This window comes from Aeromonas sp. R5-3, assembly GCF_040908225.1.
In the GTDB taxonomy this organism is placed as follows: Bacteria; Pseudomonadota; Gammaproteobacteria; order Enterobacterales; family Aeromonadaceae; genus Aeromonas; species Aeromonas dhakensis.
In genome coordinates this window covers 303754-323168 of the sequence record NZ_JBFODH010000002.1, presented here as the reverse complement: position 1 = coordinate 323168, position 19415 = coordinate 303754, and the positions used below count along the sequence as shown (strand labels likewise).

Genomic DNA, 19415 nt, shown 5'->3' with positions numbered 1-19415 from the left:
ACTCATTGCATTAAAACGCCGCCGGCCCCCGCCAGATGCAACAGCGCCGACCCTAGGGTCGGCGCTCGCTTGCGGCTGGGGCGGGTTACTCCATCACCGCCATCTGCCAGGTCTTGAAACCGCCGGAAAGGTTTTTCACCTTGAAGCCGTGCTGGCTCAGCAGACGACAGGCCACGTGGCCGCGCAAGCCCACCTGGCAGCTGATGAGCAGCTCTTTGTCCCTGGGCAGTTCATGAAGGCGGCTGCGCAGCTCATCCAGCGGAATGTGCATCGCCCCCGGAATGCGACCCAGTTTGTCGAGCTCGGGGCCATTGCGCACATCCAGCACCAGCTGATGGGGATGACGGGCCTCTACCTCGGCTGCATGGCAGAGCAGGGTATCCCCCTTCAAGTGGTTGCTGGCCACAAAGCCCGCCATGTTGATCACGTCCTTGGCCGACCCGAAGGGCGGCGCATAGGTGAGTTCCAGATCCTGCAGATCGAACACGGTGAGACCGGCGCGCTGGGCCACTGCCAGCACGTCGATGCGCTTGTCGACCCCGTCCTTGCCGATAGCCTGGGCGCCATAAATCTTGCCATCGGGGGCAAACAGCAGCTTGAGGCTGACCGGGTGAGCACCGGGGTAGTAACCGGCGTGGCTGCCCGGGTGGACATAGGCCTTCTCGAACGGCAGCCCCAGCTGCAGCAGCCGCTTCTCGTTCAGCCCGGTGCTGGCCACCGCCAGATCGAACAGCTTGCAGATGGCGGTACCCTGGGTCTTCTTGTAGGTTTCGGCGCGGCCCAGCATGTTGTCGGCGGCGATGCGCCCCTGCCGATTGGCAGGCCCCGCCAGGGGGATCAGCACAGACTCGCCGGTGACGAAGTCGGTCTCCTCCACCGCATCCCCCACCGCATAGATGAAGGGATCCGAGGTGCGCATGGCGACATCCACCTTGATGCCGCCGCGGGGCCCCAGCTCCAGCCCCGCCTTGGCGGCGAGCAGGGTCTCGGGCTTGACGCCGATGGCCAGGATCAGCAAGCCGGTATCGAGCCGGGTGCCATCGCTCAGGGTCAGTCGCAGCCCGCCCCGTTGTTCAGTGGCCACGGCAGCGGTTTTTTCCGCCAGCACATCCAGGCTCTCGATGGCGGAGAGGCCGGTGCGCAGGCGCAGGTCGATCCCCTCCTCCCGGATGCGGGCGTGGAGCATGTTGGCCATCTCCTTATCCACCGGCGCCATCACCTGATCGGAGAGCTCCAGCAAAGTAACGTCCAGCTTGCGCTGGTGCAGCGCCTCCATCATCTCCAGCCCGATGAAACCGCCCCCCACTACGGTGACATGGTGCGGCTGATCGTGCGCCAGCGCCGCCAGAATGCGATCCATGTCGGGAATATTGCGCAGGGTGTGCACACCCGGGCTGTCGATGCCGGGAAAGGGAGGCCGGATGGGGGCCGCGCCCGGGCTAAGCAGCAGCACGTCGTAGGCTTCGCGCCGCTCTTCACCGGTCAGCAGGTTGCGCACCAGCAGGCTCTTGCCGGCCTTGTCTATCTCGATGACGTCGTGAAAAACCCGCACATCCACGTTGAAGCGGCGCTTGAAGCTCTGGGGGGTCTGCAACAGCAGGGCATCCCGGTTGGGGATGTCACCCCCGATGTGATAAGGCAGCCCGCAGTTGGCGAAGCTGACGAACTCGCCCCGCTCGAACATCACAATTTCCGCCTCTTCGCTCAGACGGCGGGCTCTGGCGGCAGCAGACGCGCCCCCCGCTACCCCGCCTACAATCAGGATCCGTTTCATCAGCAAGACTCCAGTCAACGACAAATTGACATTAAATTAGTATTTTCTAATTTAGATTTCAATGAAATTTTGTTTGCACCGATTTTGCAGTATTCTTGCCACCCGACAGTCGTTCAACAGGATGTTATCAGTTCATGTCGTCAACCGCGCTCAGTCATCTCTCTTCTGCCAACCAGACACCGCTGTTCTTTCGTCTGGACGTGCGCAGCCAACGGCTGGTCGCGTTGACCGATGTGATGCAAACCCCGCTCTACTGGCTCGATGAGCCAAGGGGCCCCTGGCCGGCCCAGCTGCCGGATGCGCTGCGCCTGCCCATCGAACAGGCCCTCAGCAACGGCCAAGGCGGCAAGCTGGTGCTGCGCTTTGCTGGCCAGCAGTGGCACATTGCCCTCTCCCACGAACAAGACGCCTTCTGGCTCATCTGCCTGCAGACCCTGCGCCAGGAGCCGGTGGCCGACCTGGCGCTACAACTGCCACGCCTGAGCCAGATGGCGAGCCAGCAGCAGTTTGCCGCCATGCTGGAGGCCCTCAAGGAGAGCCTGGGGGCCGATCGCCTCATCCTCTGGCACTATCAGGCCAACGGGCCCCTCGGCAGCGAACAGCTGACCCCGGTCTTTAACCTGGGGGCCGACGAAGTGGCCGCCATTCGCGGCGACAGTCGCTACATCCGCGCCCTGCGCACCCGCAAGTCCCTGAGCTTTTCGGAAGCAGCGCACCAGCCCATGCTGAGCCAGCACTACTATCTGGCCAATGCCGGCGTGAGCTCGCGTCTGGACGGTGCCTTGCTGGAGCAGGAAAAACTCATCGGCGTGCTGAGCCTCGAATACCTCAACGCCACCCCGCTGAGCGAAGAGATGCTGCAACTGGTGCGTCACAGCGCCCAGTTGCTCGGCCACTGGCAACCGGCGCCGGAACCGGTCCAGGCCGCCGTGCTGACGCTGCCTGCCGAGCTCACCCTGCTGACCGGCATCGCTTACTGCCGCGCCCTGGTGAGCTGGGCCATGGGCATCAGCGGCGCGCGCATCGGCTGGATTGGCGAGTACCAGCCCCGCGGCCAGGATCTCTGGATGATCCCGCGCTGCGTGCTGGAGGGGGAGACCTTCTCGGTGCTCAAGCCCATCCAGATGGACCCGGGGCCTGGCCAGGAGCTGTTCCAGCACGGCCAGGCTGTCTATGTGGAAGACCTGCCCCTGCGCTATCCCCAGGCCAGCCAGTTGCTGGCACTCAATGCCCCCGTCTATGTCGGCATTCCGCTGCACGGCTCGCAGGGCGCCCCCATCGGCCAACTCACTCTGCTGCTCGACACGCCACTGGCCGACCCCATGCCGCTACTCGACGCCCTCAGTAGCCAGCACGAGCGGGCCGCCGTCGAGTTGCAACGATTGGCCGCCGACGATGCGCTGCGGCTGGCCGAGGTGGCCTTCAACACCCACGACGGTCTGCTGGTGATGGATCACAAGGGGATCATCCTCAAGGTCAACCGCTCCTTTGGCCGCATCACCGGCTTTGCCGACGATGAGATGATCGGCCAGCATATCGTCCGGCTCAGGCCCACCTACTATGGCGATCACCTGGCGCAGGATGTGCGCGAGGCGGTGGCGGCCCAGGAGTTCTGGATGGGCGAAGAGCGCTGTCTGCACAAGGATGGCCACCTCTTTCCGGTGCGGCTGATGGTGAGCGGGGTGCAGGATGAGCACGGCGAGATCAGCCACTACGTCTGCAGCTTCTACGACATCACCCAGGAAAAGGAGGCGGCGCGCCATATCGAGCAGCTCGCCTACTACGACGATCTGTGCGGCCTCTACAACCGCCGCAGCCTCAACGACATCATGCAGCGCACCCTGCAGGAGGCCAGCGGCCAGTGGGGCGCCCTGCTGCTGGTGGACCTGGACAACTTCAAGTCGATCAACGACTCCCTCGGCCATGCCTGCGGCGATCTGCTGTTGCAGGCGGTGGTGGAGCGGCTCAAGACCCTGCCCCAGGACAACCTGGTGCTGGCCCGCATCTCGGGAGACGAGTTCGCCCTGCTGTTCAGCGCCCTGGGCCAGGGTTATGTCACCGCCAAGATCCTGGCAGAACACTTCGCCCGCGAGCTGATGGGGCTGTTCCGCATCCCATTCGACATTGAGGATCACAAGCTGCACTGCAGCGCCTCGGTGGGGATCAGCCTCTTCTCCAGCGAGGACAAGGATCACCTGGTGCTGATGCAGCAGGCCGACACCGCCACCCACATGGCCAAACGATCCGGCCAGGGCAACTATGTGTTCTTCAGCGAGGCCATGGCGGAGAAGGAGAAGAGCAAGCTGGCGCTCAACAACCAGCTGCGCGACGCCCTGCGCCACCACGAGCTGCAACTGCACTACCAGCCGCAATACCGGGTCGACAACGGCGCTCTCTCCGGCATCGAGGCGCTGCTGCGCTGGCAGCGCAGCGACGGCAGCATGGTGCCGCCGGCAGAGTTCATCCCCATCGCCGAGGAGACCAGCCTCATCCAGGACATCGGCTACTGGGTGATGAAAACCGCCTGCGCCCAGTACAGCTTCTGGCTCAACCGCGGGTTGGCCATTCCCCATCTGTCAGTCAACGTCAGCGCCCGCCAGTTCCACACCGCAGGCTTCGTGCAGCAGGTGGAATACATATTGCGCGATACCGGGGTGCCCCCCTCCCGCCTGCTGCTGGAGGTGACAGAATCCGTGGTGCTGGAGAACCGGCTGGAGAGCATCGCCAGGATGCGCCAGCTCAAGGAGCTCGGCATCCTGCTCTCCATCGATGATTTCGGCACCGGCTACTCGTCGCTCGCCTATCTGCGCGATCTGCCGGCGGACGAGGTGAAGCTCGACAGAAGCTTCATCCAGACCCTGGTGCACAGCGAACAGGACAAGGCCATCGTCAAGGCGATCCTGGAACTGGCCAAGGTTTTTCGTTTTACCGTCACCGCCGAAGGGGTGGAGGACGAAGAGCAGCTCGCCATCCTCAAAGCCCTCGGCTGCCAGCATTATCAAGGCTTCCTGACCAGCAGGCCGCTCACCGCCAAAGCCCTCGAGAGCCTGCTGGGTGCCCCGGTGGCGGGCTAAACATGTAGGATTTATAGGGCTTTATGTAATAAAATAACGGCCTGCTCGAATCATTGGAGTCGTCTATGTCTGTCATTAATCGGATCCCTGCTGTCGAAGTCAGCGGCACCGCCGCTGAAACCAGTGTGACCACCGATACATCCGGGGTCATTGGCCGGATCCATTCCGTTGAAACCTGCGGCACCGTCGATGGCCCCGGAATACGCTTCATCGTGTTCATGCAGGGCTGCCTGATGCGCTGCAAGTACTGCCACAACCGCGACACCTGGGACACCCAGGGCGGCCGCGAGGTGACAGTGCCGGAGTTGATGAGCGACATCACCAGCTATCGCCACTTCATGAATGCCTCGGGTGGCGGCGTCACCGCCTCCGGTGGCGAAGCCATGCTGCAGCAAAATTTCATCGCCGAACTGTTCGCCGCCTGCAAGGAGAAGGGCATCCACACCTGCCTCGATACCAACGGCTTCGTCCGCCACTACGACGAACAGCTCGACAAGGTGCTCGACAATACCGATCTGGTGCTGCTCGACATCAAGCAGATCAACGACGACAAGCACATTCCGCTGACCCACGTCAGCAACAAGTACACCCTGGAGTTTGCCCGCTACCTGGCCGCCAAGGGCAAGACCATGTGGATCCGCTACGTGGTAGTGCCGACCTGGTCGGACGATGACGAGAGCGCCGAAGGGCTCGGCCAGTTCATCGCCGAGCTGGGAGAGTGTGTCGAGAAGGTGGAACTGCTGCCCTATCACGAACTCGGCAAGCACAAGTGGGACGTACTGGGCGACACCTATGATCTCACCGGGATCAAGCCCCCCAGCAAGGAGACCATGGACCGCGTCCAGGGCATCCTCGCCAAGTACCACAACAACGTCAAATACTGATAGCTCAGGGGCTGGCCGGGAAAACGCCGGCCCCTTTCACATCGGGCCTCGCCTACCTGCATGCCGTCACCGGACAAGGATCTGCCATGAGTGAAGGACAAGCCGCCGCCCTGCTGCTCTGGGTACTGCTGCTCACATTCAGCCTGCGTGGCACCTTGCTGCGCACCCTCTACCACAATCCGCTCTACCAGCACCTCTGCCTTGGCGGCGCCATCGTGCTGGTGCCGCTCTGGACCCTGCGGGCCGGTCTGCACGACGGGCTGGAGGTGCACTTTCTCGGCCTCACCAGCCTGACCCTGCTGCTGGGCTGGCGCCTCGCCCTGCTCGCCCCCTGCCTCACCCTGCTGGTGCTCAGCTATTTTGGCGTCATCCCGCTGGCCGAGATAGGCTGGCAGGCCCTCATCGGCGTGGCCCTGCCGGTCGCCACCACCTGGCTGCTGTTTCTGGCCAGCTGGGCCTGGCTGCCGCGCCACCTGTTCGTCTACCTGTTCGTGGTGGCCTTTCTTGGCGGCGCCCTCTCCATCTCGGTCAAGGTGGTGGCCAGCGCCCTGCTGATGGGCCTTAGCGACACCTATCCCTGGTACACCATCAGCGCCGACTACCTCTCCATCTGGCCACTGCTGCTCTTCCCCGAAGCCCTGCTCAACGGCATGACCATGACCCTGCTCGCCATCTACCGCCCTCACTGGGTCAACACCTTCTTCGATCGGGAATACCTGGGCCGCTGAGGGACACGCAGCGACAAAAAAGCCCGCAATTGCGGGCTTTTTTTTATGGGCGTTACACGGTGCGGGGGCGCAGGTGGGCGTGCCAGCGGGCTTCCCACTTCTTGAACAGCCAGACGATGACGAAAGTCAGCAGCATGTAGAGCAGGCCGGCGGTCAGGAACGCCTCGAACGGGCTGTAGTAGCGGGAGTTGATGATCCGCGCGGCGCCGGTCAGATCGACGATGGTGATGATGCCCGCCACCGCCGAGCCCTGCAGCATGAAGATCACCTCGTTACTGTAGGCCGGCAGTGCCCGGCGAAACGAGTTGGGCAAAATGATCCGGGTGAGGGTCTGCCAGCGGGTCATGCCGAAGGCGTTGGCCGCCTCAATCTGCCCCTTTGGCATGTTGAGCACGGCCCCGCGCACGATCTCGGCGGTGTATGCCCCGGTGTTCAGGGTGAACGCCAGCAGGGCGCAGAACCAGGCTTCGGCAAACAGATCCCAGGCGACGCTGTTTTTCAGCCACTCCCACTGGGCGGCGCCGTAGTAGATGATGAACAGCTGCACCAGCAGCGGAGTGCCGCGAAAGAAGTAGATGTAGGCCCAGATCGGCCCCTTGATCAGCCAGTTGCGGCTGTTGCGCAGGATACCGAGCGGCACCGCCAGCATCAGCCCGAGGATCAGGGAGGCGGCCACCAGCAGTACCGTGGTGTAGAGGCCCTGCCAGTAGGTGGGCCATTCACTGAGAATGATTGAGAAATCCATGGCTTACCTCGTCTTTATCGCATAGTGACGCTCGGCCCATTTCAGTGCCGAGGTGGAGACCGCAGTGAAGATCAGGAAGATCAGGGCCACCGCCATGTAGAAGGTGAAGGGCAGCTGGGTCGAGCCCGCCGCCAGGGACGCTTTGCGCACCATGTCATCGAGCCCGATGATGGAGACCAGCGCCGTGGTTTTCAGCAACACCAGCCAGTTGTTGCCAAAGCCCGGCAGAGCGTGGCGCATCATCTGGGGAAACAGGATGCGACGAAACACCTGGGTTGCCCGCATGCCGAAGGCGCGGGCCGCTTCCAGCTCGCCCTTGTCCACCGCCAGGATGGCGCCGCGGAAGGTCTCGGTCATGTAGGCGCCGAAGATGAAACCGATGGTGGCCACCCCGGCCGCAAACGGGCTGATGTCGATGTAATCGGGCAGCAGGGAGACCCACTCCTGGTTGGGATTGCTCGCCAGCAGGTAGTTGTTGTAGCTCTCGTTGACCCAGGTACAGAGGTTGTTGATGAGCACCTGACCGCCGAAGAACAGCAGCATCATCAGCACCAGATCGGGGATGCCGCGAATGACGGTGGTGTAGGCGGTGGCAAAACCGCGGGCCCATTTATAAGGGGAGAGTTTGGCCAGCGCCCCCAGCATGCCGAGCACCAGCGCCAGCAGCAGGGAGGCCAGCGCCACCTCCAGGGTGACCCAGGCCCCCTCCAGCAGGGAGGTTTCGTATCCTTTCAAATCAAACATATGCAGTTCCATCGCAACTAAGCGGGCCCATCACTCCCTGGCGAGAGACGACGGGCCCGATGACTACAGACGAGGGTCAACCTGTCGCTATTGTGCGTGTCACGCCCTGGCTCCTGCCTCTGGCAGCGAGCCTTGGGAGTTACTCGCCGTAGACGTCGAAGTCGAAATACTTGTCGTTGATCGCCTTGTACTTGCCGTTGGCACGCAGCGCCAGGATGGCGGCGTTGAATTTCTCTTTCAGATCCTTGTCGGCCTTGCGCACCGCTATGCCGGCGCCTTCACCAAACCACTTGGGATCGGTCAGTTTCGGGCCCACGAACTCGAACGCATCGCCACCCTCTTTCTTGAGCAGACCGTCGCTGATGGCGGCGGAGTCGGCCAGCACGTAGTCGACGCGGCCGGATTTCAGGTCGAGATAGGCCTCATCGGCGGTACCGTAACGCTTGATGGTGGCGTTGGGGAAGTTGTCGGTAATAAAGGTGTCCATGGAGGTGGCACGCTGCACCGCCACTGTCTTGCCATCCATGAAGGCCTTCTCCAGTTTCACGTCAGTGCCTTTCTTGGCGGCGAAGCGGGCCGGAATGTGCTGGTACTTCTGGGTGAAGTCCACCTTCTTCTTGCGCTCTTCGGTGATGTCCATGGTGGCGATGATGGCGTCATATTTGCGCGACAGCAGCGCCGGAATGATGCCGTCCCAGTCCTGCTTGACCAGGGTGCACTTCACCTTCATCTCCTCGCACAGGGCGTTGGCGATATCGATGTCAAAACCTTTCACCTCGCCGCTCGGCTCGGTCCAGGAGAAGGGGGGGTAGGCACCTTCGACACCGATCCGCACCTCTTTCCACTCCTTGGCCATCAGGCTGCCGGAGGACAGGGCAGTAACCATGGCAGTCGCCAGCATCAGCTTGTTCATGTATCTCTCCTTGATAAAGTCATCGACTGTTGCAATTGCAGATTGTTGGGCTCAGCTCCGTCCATCAATAGATGGAGGAGATGAATTGCTTGAACCGTTCGGACTTGGGATGGGCGAAGATCTCCTTGGGATTGCCCTCCTCCTCCACGCGGCCCTGGTGCAAAAACATTACCTTGTTCGACACATCGCGGGCAAACGACATCTCATGAGTCACCACCAGCATGGTGCGCCCCTCTTCGGCCAGCTCGCGCATCAGGCCGAGTACTTCGCCCACCAGTTCGGGGTCGAGCGCCGAAGTGGGTTCGTCAAACAGCATCACCTCGGGTTCCACCGCCAGGGCCCGGGCGATGGCCGCCCGCTGCTGCTGGCCGCCGGAGAGGTGACCCGGGTAGTAGTCACGCCGCTCCCACAGCCCTACCCGGTTGAGCAGGTGTTCCGCCTTGGCAATGGCCTCGGCGCGGGGCACCTTGAGCACCTGGATCGGCACTTCGATGATGTTCTGCATGATGGTCATGTGCGACCAGAGGTTGAAGCTTTGAAACACCATGGCCAGCCGGCTGCGAATGCGCTCCACCTGCCGCATGTCTTCCGGCAGACGTTCACCGGTGCGGTTGGTTTTCATGCGAATAAGCTCGCCATGGAGGGAAACCGTGCCGGAAGAGGGTGTTTCCAGCAGATTGATACAGCGAAGAAAGGTCGACTTCCCCGAGCCGGAGGAGCCGATAAGGGAGATCACATCCCCCTTGTGGGCGGTCATATCGATGCCCTTGAGCACTTCGTGGGTGCCGAAATACTTGTGCAGATCACGAACTTCCAGTGCGGCAACGTCGCTCATCCATTACAACCTTGTCTGTCCCTAGACGCCGCTGGGGCGTGACTCACGCCATCGCTTATTTAACAAAAAGTTAACCGATGGCAACCTTCAGCGAAAATATCACTCGGATAGTCAAAAAACAATACAGAACCGAGGTCTTTGGTGTTTTGTCTGTATTTTTATTGGCCAAACAGGTATTTTTCAGCACTTTGTCTGCATAAAATGCTAATCACCCCGGTTCGATGACACCGCCTTTTTATACCCGCAGCGCACTACTGGCAAGAAAATTCCGCCCATCATGCCATAAGGCAGCCGAAGTGGCTTTATTCACCCACCCCGCCCTCGCATCCCATTGAAAAATCGCCGACTCGCGCCGTTTTTGGATTGCACCAGGGTGGGTAGATGCCCCGAAACGGGGCCTCATTTCATACCAGAAACATAACAAATAGATAAAAAAGTTCCGGATGAGGCAGGCAAACACACAAATATGTGACACAGGGTCAATAAGTGATGATAAGGTGTCATTTTTGTCAGTTTTTGTGATCGAGGCCCCGATGTTGCTCAATGTGTTGCTGATCCTGCTGCCGCTGGTGATCGGCTATCTGGTACCCCTCTCCTCCGCCCGTTTGCTCAAGCTGGTCAATCAATCGCTGGGCAAGATGGTCTATCTCATCTTGTTCCTGATGGGGCTGGGGCTCGCCTACGTGGAGAACCTGGGCAGCAACCTGGCGGTGATCTTCAAGGTGGCTGGCGTCATGCTCGCCGCCATTACCCTGTGCAATCTGCTGGCCCTCTGGTGGCTGGACCGGCGTTCCCCCCCTACGCATGAAACCAGCGACGGCCAGATGCCGAGCAAGCTGCACCTGTTGTGGGAGTCGCTGCAGCTCTGCTTCGTGGTGCTGGGCGGCGTCTTGCTGGGGCTGCTGGTGGACCTGCGCGCTCTGCCCATCGACAAGTGGAGCGAGTGGGCGCTGATGCTGCTGCTGTTTCTCATCGGGGTGCAGATGCGCAACTCCGGCATGCGGCTGCGCCAGATCCTGCTCAACCCCTGGGGCATGAAGATCGCCGCCACCGTCATCGTCAGCAGCTGGCTCGGCAGCCTGCTGGCCGCCCAGTTGCTCGGCATGCCGCTGGCCCACGGCCTAGCCCTCAGCTCCAGCTTCGGCTGGTATTCGCTCTCCGGCATCCTGGTGGCCGACAAGCTGGGCCCGGTGCTGGGCTCTGCCGCCTTCATCAACGATCTGGGGCGCGAGCTCATCGCCATCCTGATCATTCCGGTGCTGATGCGCCGCCACCCCTCCGCCGCCATCGGTTATGGCGGCGCCACCGCCCTCGACTTCACCCTGCCGGTGATCCAGAAATCTGGCGGCATCCAGGTGGTGCCGGTGGCCATCGTCTCCGGCTTTATCCTGAGCCTGCTCGGCCCCATTCTGATCCTGGGCTTCCTGGCCATCTGATCTCGACTCGCTGACTGGCCCACGGTCAACAACAAGCCCGGCACTGCTGCCGGGCTTGTTGTTTAAAAGAGGGGTGGCCTGACATCACGGATTCCCCATTAACTCCGATATTCAGCTGCGCCAGCGGCCGCCGCTCATCACCCGCTCGATGGTGAGCGTGTCGGGGTCGATCAGCAGCAGATCCGCATCCTGCCCCACCGCCAGCGTGCCCTTGGCCGCCAACCCCAACGCCCTGGCCGGATTGGCCGTCACCACTGCCAGCGCCACCTCCAGTGCGATCCCCTTACTGCAGCTCTCCACCAGTGCCTGCCACAGGCTGCCTATCTGGCCGCAGCGCAGCTCGATGAGGCGCCCCTCGCCGTCGAAGCGCGGCAGGCTGGCGTTGGCGTCCGAACTGAAGCTGATACGCTCGGCAGGCATCCCGGCCGCCAGCAGCGCCACCAGGGCATCGGCCGCCAGCAACTCACCATCGTCCAGCAGGTCCGGGAAGCTCGAGGTGGTGAGATCGACCCAGCCGCCGGCCCGGCCCCACTCGATGGCCTCGGCAAACAGCCAAGGATTGCGGTTGCAGTGGGTGGGGTAGAGCTGGCGCAGCGGGATGTCGGTGCCATCGCGCAGGGCCCGCAGCGGTGCCAGCGCCCCGCGCCCGTCCCCCAGATGAAAGAAGCTCACCCCGCTCTTGCCGGCAAGCAGCCCGGCCACCCGCGCCTCGCTCACCAGGCGGGCCAGCTCGTGGTGGGTCGGTGCGCTGGATCTGTGATCGCTGATGGCCACCTCCCCCACCCCCAGCACCTCGGGGATGAGCATGATGTCCGATTCCACCGTGCCGGTGAGGGTCTTGACCGGCAGATGGTAGGAGCCGGTATACATGAAGGCGCTCACCCCGGCGGCGCGAAACTCGCGCACCTTGCCGAGCACCTGGGCCGGGCTGCGCGTCAAGCTGTCGGTACCAAGCGCCGCCACCAGGGTGGTAACCCCGGCGCTCAGCGCCTCCCTTGCCGAGAGCTCCGGCGTGCGAAAACCAAAGCCCCCCTCGCCGCCACCGCCGGTGATGTGGGCCAGCGGATCCACCAGTCCGGGCACCAGATAGCGGCCGCGACCATCCACCCGCGTCAGCGGCCAGTCGGCGGGGACAGACAATCCCTGCCCGAGCCAGGCGATGCGGCCATCGGCCACCAGCAGATCCTGGCGGCCAAGCGGGGTCGGACCATAGAGTTCGGCCCCTTCGATCAGGGTCAACATGTGCATGCTCCTCGTGATGATGATGGGCGCCACAAAGCGCCAACCATGCTGCACTCTACCCAGCCGGCGGTCATGGTGGGAAGCACTTCCTCACGGCCAGGCGGCCGTTTTCATAGGCAAGGGCCGCCGGATCCGCTAGGCTCAGCGGCAATCCCTTTGGCTGGTTCCCCCCTTCATGAACTATCTGGCTCACCTGCATCTGGCAGCCCATACCCACAGCTCCCTTACCGGCAACCTGCTGGGGGATTTCGTCAAGGGTGCCCTGCCCACCGGTCTCGCCGCACCGTTTGACGAGGGGATCTGGCTGCACCGCAAGATAGACGCCTTCACCGATGGCCACCCCGAGCACAGGGCGGCGGTGGCCTGCTTCGAGGCCCCCTGGCGCCGCTTTGGCGGGATCCTGGTGGACATGCTCTACGACCACTGGCTCAGCCTGCACTGGCCGCAGTTTCATGACGAGGCCCTGCCCCGCTTCCTGCAGCAGAGTTACCGGCACCTGCTGGCAGATGCAACCCAGCTGCCGGAGGGTCTGCCCCTACCCCTCAAGCGGATGGCAGAGCAGGACTGGATCGCCTCCTATCAGCGCAAAGAGGGACTGGCGCAGGCCCTCAACGGCATCGGTCGCCGGCTGCGCCGCCCGCAACCTCTGGGAGAAGCGCTCACAACCCTGGACGCGACCCGCTGGCAACAGTGCGAAGAGGGCTTTCTGCGCTTCTATCCCCAGCTGATGCAGTTCAGCGTGCAGCAGCTGGTCCACTATCGCGGCGGGGATGAACGGCCGCAGCCATGAGTACCCCGCGAAATGACGGCAAACACACTCTCTTTCGCTCCCCGTACTTCACGGGAGCATAACTCCGGTTGAGCTGGGGTAAGGAATATTTGCTTGGCAATGACCCTTGATGGAGAAGATTTCATTCATTGAATATATATTTTCATATATCGCTCTGGCTGCAACAAATCAACGCCAATGAAGGCTCCACATAAATGATGTTACACCAGTTCTGGCTGATATTATTTTTCATCTAATTCCATCTAAAAACGTCTGTCGAACGCCGCCGCTATTATCCACGGCCTCCAGAATAATAAAAAACTCATTGACTAACCAGCATTAATTATTACCCTCACGGTAATGGATATGCTTCATTTAAAAACCGCTGACATATTCATTGTGAGAATAATATTCTCGATATCTGTCAATTGTAAGATTTTACAATAGCGATTAAAACCTGGAGAATTATGATAATGGAGATCAGGCATTCAACATTATGGATGGCCGTCAGTGCCATGCTTCCATTGATGGCGCATGCAGCCACCCCGCTGGATATAGATGCTCGCTGGAAACAGGAAGCCGTCATTACCCACCCGGATCATGCGCGCTACCCAAATACGGCAGCGGCAATCCAACAACAGCGCAAGAATATTTTCGACTGGCGCACCCAACACCTGCAAGTTGGCATGTCTTCGATAAGCGGAGAGGATGAGTTGATGACCAGCCCATTCTATATCTGCGAAATAGAATCGCTCTACAATATTCCGGGTGGCGCAGCCATCACCTCGGATATCATGGGCCCGGGTAATCAGCTCCCTCCTGCCACAAGCTGCACCAGACGGGTAGCCAGATCCATCGCAGACAAAATTCCCGACATGGACCCAAATAGCGGTTGGGAGCTCCTCAAATTCAATCTTGGCTACAAGATGCAACATTATGCCAATGCGAAGTCCGCCTGGTCTGCCGATGGAGATGATGCATTTTCAACCAATCAATATCCCTATCTCATTCTCTATAACCGGATGACGGCAAAACTGCGGGTGATGGGATATTTCCCCGGCTATGCCATAGGCACTGGCGTTGCGGTGACGCTCTCCACCACTGGCAAATCCAAGCTCTTTGACAGCAATCAGAGCGCGGATGCCCGATTCTACTCCAGCAGCAAGACCGGCTTTGGCGCCATCAATAACGCGCAGGATGGTGGCTGAGGGGTGACCGACTTCCAGGTGAATCTGGATCCCTGTTCCGCCGGTTCAGATGAGATTGACTTGAACATCAAGATCAGTCCAAAAGCGATCGCCAATGTTGAACTGTATGGGCATGCCACCGGTATCTCGCAGAATATCACCGACGAGGGTATCGGCGATCCGGCGGCCTATCTGATGGATGTCTCTGGTAGCTTGAGCGACAACCTGGAACAGGCCGGCAATTATACCGTCAGCAATCTCTCCGACCTGCAGAATGTCTTCGGCGGCATCAACGACTCCGCCACCTCCAATGCCGTGGCCAGCGATGCCCTGGGTGCCGCAGGCGACTTTCTGGGCGGCATGATGGAGCTGGCTCCGGGGGGAAGCAGTGTAACGGCAGGCTTCAAGGCACTGGCCGGCACCCTGTCTGGGGTGGGATCCATCTTCGGAACACAGGCGGCGGCCGTGCCCGGCTACAGCCCAATCATTCCACAAATCTCCTTCTCGGAGGTGTATTTGCGGGGTGAAACGACCTCCTCAGATCCTGGCATCACGGTCAAACTGAAAATGCCGGGCAGTTTGTCCACCGCCTGGCAAGATTTTGGCGAAAATGGTGCCAGTGATATCTCGTTCCCGCTCTATGATGAGCCCATGGGCTTGTTCACCCTGTTGACCACCCCGAAGGTCCGTGTCGACAAGACCTATAGTGATCGCTCCAGCTCCCAGGGATACAAGCTGGTCACCACCTTCATCCCCTCCAACGTCGTGCTGGCAAGCAATGCCAAGTCGGGCTTGACCATGAGTGGCTGGAACACGACCGAGAATACCGGCATCAATCTCACCGGGAGATTGAAGATCAAATATCTGGTCAGCGCTGATGTCACCCCGCAGTTCACCAACCTTCACGATATAGACGGCAATAATGACAGCTTCTCCTATGCCGCTATGTCTACCAATGGCAGCAGTTCCAAGCTGTATACCGTAGTCACCGATGACGTGCCCTTGATGTATTTGTACGACCGCTTGAACAGCAAGCGCCCGAGCATTTCATTCAAGGGAGGAAAAGGGGTTGTGGATAGCATCTCCCTGATCGTCACGGCGAAGAATAATTCCGCCACCCTCCATGACAACATCTTGAATAAAGACATTGCCATGGTGAATAAAACGGACGCCGAGGGCAAATTCGTTCCCTATTATTTGACCATGAAAGAGTATCCCGCCACCTTGAGTTATACCAAGGACACGCTGGATCCGGATAGCGATGCCAAGCGCCTGATCAATTCAGGACAACTGGGCAATGTGACGCTGACTCCCAAGCAAGGTCTTGATATTCGTCTCGGTGCACCATCAAGTCAGGTCACCATAAAGAACTATTGCGCGGCAGAAGGGGAATATAACAAGCCCCATGAGGTCAGAAGCGATGGCACCTATGCCATCTATGCCGATGAAGACATGGCCTATTATACCTATGATCCCAAACAAGTCAGTCAGTCTCAAAACAGCAACCTGACTCTCGGCGCCGATGGTGCTTACAATCCTGCCATGACCTGGGGATTTCTCTCATTCAACCTGGGTGAATATGTTGCCAAATATGGCAACAGAAAACCGAGCTCGGTTTCATTGAGAATTGAGCAGTACGATCCCGGCACCGTATATATTTCCAGTTACTGGAGTTACTACTTCTTCAGCGCCAACGCCTCAACCTGGGCGATGCGACAAAACAGCTGGAAAGAGTACCGGCCCAAGTTCAGCGACCAAATCACCTACTCCAGTGAACAGGTGGCCTGGGTTGATGTCACTGACTTGTTCAATGCCGCCCTGGACAGGGCAAAAACGGGGAGTGGCAATACCTATGAACAACCAAGATTGAGCTTCACGCTCGATCCCGGTTATGCCAGTTTCTACGATAAATATGTCTATACCTCGGAGGCAACCCCGGCCAAAGCGCCCCAGCTGACCATTCATTTCTAAGCGAACGGCAAGCGCAGCCAAGGCCACTCAAGCCATAAAAAAGTCCCTGCCTTGGCAGGGACTTTTCATTTGGATGCGCGCTCTGCACTGTGGTCGCAGCGACAGCCCGTTTTCCCCTGCAAGCCAGGGTAGAAACCCAGCGGGTCAGCTGTCGGCATCCTTTTTCTTGCGAATGCTCAGCCCCAGCTCGCGGCCGCGCAGGCGGGCGTAATAGATGGTGCCGATAAAGGCGAGCACGGTGAACACCAGCTCCACCACCGCCAGCCACCGCTCCCCCTCATCCGTGGTGATCAGGGTCAGGGCGTGCAGGAAGTAGGGCATCAGCACGAAGTTGCCCCAGGCGTGGGTGTAGGGGTTGCCCTGCACTATTCCCTTGAGCGGGAACAGCAGCGGCACCGTCCAGATCACCGGCAACAGCCAGGGGTTGAGGTCCGGGTGGGGCGAGAGCCACAGGTGCCACAGCAGCACCCAGCCCAGCAGGCCAAAGAAGCCGACCAGAGTCAGCAGACGGGCGAAGCGGGTGCTCACTTGAGGATCTCCAGCACCTGCTCGGGCGGGCGGCCGATGCGGGCCTGGCCGTTCTTGATGACGATGGGGCGCTCGATGAGCTTGGGATTCTGGTGCATGGCGCGAATGAGGGCGTCACCGCTCACCTCGCCAAGCCCCAGCTCCTTGTAGAGATCTTCCTTGGTGCGCATCAGCTGGCGCGGATCGCTGAATCCCAGCTGGCTCAGCAGGGTGCGGATCTCTTCCTCGCTCGGGGCCTGCTCCAGATAGAGCACCACAGCCGGGGCGATCCCGTGTTGTTCCAGCAAGGCCAGGGTTTCACGGCTCTTGGAGCAGCGCGGATTGTGGTAGATTTGGGTCTCGCTCATGATAACTCCCTGATTAATCGCAAGATGGGACAAGAAACGGCGCTATTGTAGGGGAAACTGATGGTCAGGGTAAGCGCGAGAGTGCAGGAATTGAAACGAATTTGTTGGCTGATTGTGGCCGGTCTGCTGACGGCCTGCAGCCCGGCCCCCCAGTTCACCGACAGCCAGCACCTGCCGGTGGCCCTGGCCGACTTTGCCGGCAAGCCGCTGTTGGTCAACTACTTCGCCCCCTGGTGCGCCCCTTGCCTGCGGGAGCTGCCGCTGCTGGAGGCGCTGGCGCGGGAGGGAGAGATCACCGTGGTGATGATCAACTACGACCCGACCACACCGGCCGAGCTCGGCGAACTGGCCGGGCAGTACCACATCAGGGTGCCGCTGCTCATCCCCCGGCAGGAGGCGAGCCTCCCCTTCCCTCGCCCCGCCGGGCTGCCCACCAGCTATCTGCTCGATGGCAAAGGGAACCTCCAGCAGAGCCTGGTGGGGGAGCTCACCCCATCGCGGGTCGAGGCCCTCAGGGCCTCAGTCAAGCCGGCTGGCCACTGAACGCCTGACCCCTTGCCGCCGGCCGCTCTGTTTCCCCACCCTTCCCCCCGTTGTTGCCCATCGGCAACCTGCATCAACGACAAGGGCGCCCCCTGGTGCGCCCTTGTCGTGTGTGAGAACCGCTGGCCCGTCAGCCCTTGAGGCTGTCGAGATCCTTCTTGGCCCGCTCCAGCTCGGTGATGCGCGCCTCCAGCCTTGCCAAGGTCAACTTGTCGTTGGTGGTGCCGCGCGCCACGATCAGCTCGTCAATGGCTGCCTGGTAGTCACCGCGCAGGGAGAGCATCTCGGCGCGCGCCATGTGCAGCTCGGTCATCCTGCCCGCCTTGCGATAGGCATCGGAGAGCAGGCTCCAGGCCAGGTTGTTCTCTTCGTGCTCACGGGCATAGGGGTCGAGAATGGCGATGGACTTCTTGTAGTTGCCCCCTTCCAGGTAGGCGTTGCCGAGGTTCACCACCACTACCTCGTTGTCCGGCATGCGGGTGCGGAACTTCTCGAGCCGGGCGATGGCCTGGGCACTGCGCCCCTTGGCCAAGTCGATGTCGGTGAGGGCGTCCACCACGAACAGATCTTCCGGGTGGCGAGTCGCCAGCTCCTGCATCAGGGCGTCGGCCTCGTCGGTGCGCTTGAGCTGCAGCAGCGCCAGCGCCTTGCCGTAAATGGCCGCATCCTTGAGCGGGTAGTCCCCCTTCTGCAACCGGTTGTCGAAATAGGTGAGCAGGGCCTGCGGGCTCTCGGTGCCAAAACGCACCTGAATGCGCACCTTGGCCAGCCAGAAGTCGAGGCTGGGTGGCAGATTGCGACGGCCATAACTGCCCGCCCGGGCGCGCGCCTCGCTGATCCGGGTCTCCGGCAGCGGGTGAGTCAGCAGCATCTCAGGGGGCTTGCTGGCGTAGCGATACTCGGCCGCCAGCTTCTGGAAGAAGTTGGCCATGCCCATGGGATCGAAACCGGCGTCATACAGCGTCTTCATGCCGATCCGGTCCGCTTCGTATTCGTTGTCGCGGGTGTAGTTGATGGCGGACTGCATGGAGAGACCCAGCGTGGTCTGCAGCGCGGCGATCCCCGCGGTGGGGTTGATCACCGCCAGCGCAATGGAGCCCACCAGGCCGGCCAGGGTCATGGCGGAGCTGCTCGCCTGCGCTTCCATGTAGCGGGCGATATGGCGCTGGGTCACGTGGGTGATTTCGTGGGCCAGTACCGAGGCGAGCTCGCTCTCGCTGTCGGCATAGAGAAACAGGCCGGTGTGCACCTTGACCCGCCCGCCGAGGAAGGCGGCCGCGTTGATGCTGGGGTCGTTGATGAGGAAGAAGGTGAACGGGAAGCGCACGCCGTCGGCGTTGGAGAGCAGCCGCTGGCCCAGATCGTCGATGTACTGGCTCAACACGGGATCATCTATGATCGGCAAACCGGCCCGGGCAAAGCGCATGAAGGCGTTGCCGTAGCGCACCTCCTGCTCGATGGGCAGGGCGGCCACCCCGGCGGTGCCGATATCGGGAAGCTGGTTGCTGGCCTGGGCATGGAAAGTGGCGCCCATCAGGGAAGCCAGCAGGGGGAGCGATGCCATCAGGGGGGAAAAGCGTGCCACGTTATCTCTATCTCCAATCAGACCCTACCGGGACACCGGCAGAATACCCTTGCCCATCAAGGGCTACAAGCGTTGTTTCGCGCTCTCATCACGGCCATAATAGCCGCCAT

The 19415-nt window shown here is 61.0% G+C and carries 17 protein-coding genes; 8 read left to right on the top strand and 9 right to left on the bottom strand.

Translation table 11 applies throughout. The features are described from left to right. Positions 1-85 precede the first annotated feature (85 nt). Entirely contained in the window at positions 86-1774 is a 1689-nt protein-coding gene (locus AB5Y95_RS01485; protein ID WP_368159389.1) for an FAD-dependent oxidoreductase, read from the bottom strand. Positions 1775-1908: 134 nt separating this feature from the next. On the opposite strand from AB5Y95_RS01485, the gene AB5Y95_RS01480 reads away from it, so the two are divergent. The 3 genes from AB5Y95_RS01480 (at position 1909) to AB5Y95_RS01470 (ending at position 6460) form a co-directional block, all read left to right on the top strand. After that, a complete protein-coding gene (locus tag AB5Y95_RS01480; protein WP_368159388.1) occupies positions 1909-4848 on the top strand; it encodes an EAL domain-containing protein in 2940 nt (979 codons plus the stop codon). Positions 4849-4913: 65 nt separating this feature from the next. Next, a complete protein-coding gene (gene pflA, locus AB5Y95_RS01475) occupies positions 4914-5732 on the top strand; it encodes a pyruvate formate lyase 1-activating protein (protein ID WP_017765948.1) in 819 nt (272 codons plus the stop codon). An 86-nt stretch (positions 5733-5818) separates the two neighbouring features. After that, entirely contained in the window at positions 5819-6460 is a 642-nt protein-coding gene (locus AB5Y95_RS01470; protein ID WP_211050960.1) for an energy-coupling factor ABC transporter permease, read from the top strand. A gap of 52 nt (positions 6461-6512) precedes the next feature. On the opposite strand, the gene AB5Y95_RS01465 is transcribed toward AB5Y95_RS01470, so the two are convergent. The 4 genes from AB5Y95_RS01465 to AB5Y95_RS01450 form a co-directional block, all read right to left on the bottom strand. Further along, positions 6513-7205, bottom strand: a complete 693-nt coding sequence (locus AB5Y95_RS01465; RefSeq protein WP_005299639.1) for an ABC transporter permease — start codon at positions 7203-7205, stop codon at positions 6513-6515. A 3-nt stretch (positions 7206-7208) separates the two neighbouring features. Beyond that, the gene (locus tag AB5Y95_RS01460; RefSeq protein ID WP_017779372.1) at positions 7209-7949 is read right to left on the bottom strand and encodes an ABC transporter permease; all 741 of its coding nucleotides are present in this window, start codon (positions 7947-7949) and stop codon (positions 7209-7211) included. Between the two features lie 139 nt (positions 7950-8088). Continuing rightward, complete coding sequence (locus AB5Y95_RS01455) at positions 8089-8862, bottom strand: ABC transporter substrate-binding protein (protein ID WP_005299633.1); 774 nt, start codon at positions 8860-8862, stop codon at positions 8089-8091. 64 nt (positions 8863-8926) lie between these two features. Next, positions 8927-9697 (bottom strand): ABC transporter ATP-binding protein, encoded by a 771-nt coding sequence (locus AB5Y95_RS01450; protein WP_005299631.1) that lies wholly within the window; start codon positions 9695-9697, stop codon positions 8927-8929. Positions 9698-10230: 533 nt separating this feature from the next. On the opposite strand from AB5Y95_RS01450, the gene AB5Y95_RS01445 reads away from it, so the two are divergent. Beyond that, entirely contained in the window at positions 10231-11133 is a 903-nt protein-coding gene (locus tag AB5Y95_RS01445) for a lysine exporter LysO family protein (protein ID WP_368159387.1), read from the top strand. A 111-nt stretch (positions 11134-11244) separates the two neighbouring features. On the opposite strand, the gene iadA is transcribed toward AB5Y95_RS01445, so the two are convergent. Further along, entirely contained in the window at positions 11245-12375 is a 1131-nt protein-coding gene (iadA, locus tag AB5Y95_RS01440; RefSeq protein WP_368159386.1) for a beta-aspartyl-peptidase, read from the bottom strand. 175 nt (positions 12376-12550) lie between these two features. Here iadA and AB5Y95_RS01435 point away from each other — a divergent pair, with 175 nt between their 5' ends. The 3 genes from AB5Y95_RS01435 to AB5Y95_RS01425 all read left to right on the top strand — a co-directional run bounded on the left by AB5Y95_RS01435 (position 12551) and on the right by AB5Y95_RS01425 (position 16302). Further along, the gene (locus tag AB5Y95_RS01435) at positions 12551-13165 is read left to right on the top strand and encodes an ACP phosphodiesterase (RefSeq protein ID WP_095592983.1); all 615 of its coding nucleotides are present in this window, start codon (positions 12551-12553) and stop codon (positions 13163-13165) included. A 446-nt stretch (positions 13166-13611) separates the two neighbouring features. Next, complete coding sequence (locus AB5Y95_RS01430; RefSeq protein WP_368159385.1) at positions 13612-14352, top strand: hypothetical protein; 741 nt, start codon at positions 13612-13614, stop codon at positions 14350-14352. 60 nt (positions 14353-14412) lie between these two features. Next, positions 14413-16302, top strand: coding sequence for a hypothetical protein (locus AB5Y95_RS01425; RefSeq protein WP_368159384.1), 1890 nt, complete (start codon positions 14413-14415; stop codon positions 16300-16302). A gap of 144 nt (positions 16303-16446) precedes the next feature. Here AB5Y95_RS01425 and AB5Y95_RS01420 read toward each other — a convergent pair whose 3' ends face one another. Together AB5Y95_RS01420 and arsC are read right to left on the bottom strand one after the other, a co-directional pair. Then, on the bottom strand, positions 16447-16830 hold the full coding sequence (locus AB5Y95_RS01420) for a DUF2069 domain-containing protein (RefSeq protein ID WP_017781717.1): 384 nt from the start codon (positions 16828-16830) through the stop codon (positions 16447-16449). Beyond that, positions 16827-17177 carry an arsenate reductase (glutaredoxin) gene (gene arsC / locus AB5Y95_RS01415; protein ID WP_010634363.1) on the bottom strand — a complete coding sequence of 117 codons (351 nt, stop codon included), beginning with the start codon at positions 17175-17177 and terminating at the stop codon, positions 16827-16829. The genes AB5Y95_RS01420 and arsC overlap by 4 nt, the downstream gene beginning before the upstream one ends. 60 nt (positions 17178-17237) lie before the next feature. Here arsC and AB5Y95_RS01410 point away from each other — a divergent pair, with 60 nt between their 5' ends. Continuing rightward, a complete protein-coding gene (locus AB5Y95_RS01410) occupies positions 17238-17720 on the top strand; it encodes a TlpA family protein disulfide reductase (RefSeq protein WP_368159383.1) in 483 nt (160 codons plus the stop codon). A 130-nt stretch (positions 17721-17850) separates the two neighbouring features. Here AB5Y95_RS01410 and AB5Y95_RS01405 read toward each other — a convergent pair whose 3' ends face one another. Next, positions 17851-19305 carry a M48 family metalloprotease gene (locus tag AB5Y95_RS01405; protein WP_010634365.1) on the bottom strand — a complete coding sequence of 485 codons (1455 nt, stop codon included), beginning with the start codon at positions 19303-19305 and terminating at the stop codon, positions 17851-17853. Between the last annotated feature and the right edge of the window lie 110 nt (positions 19306-19415).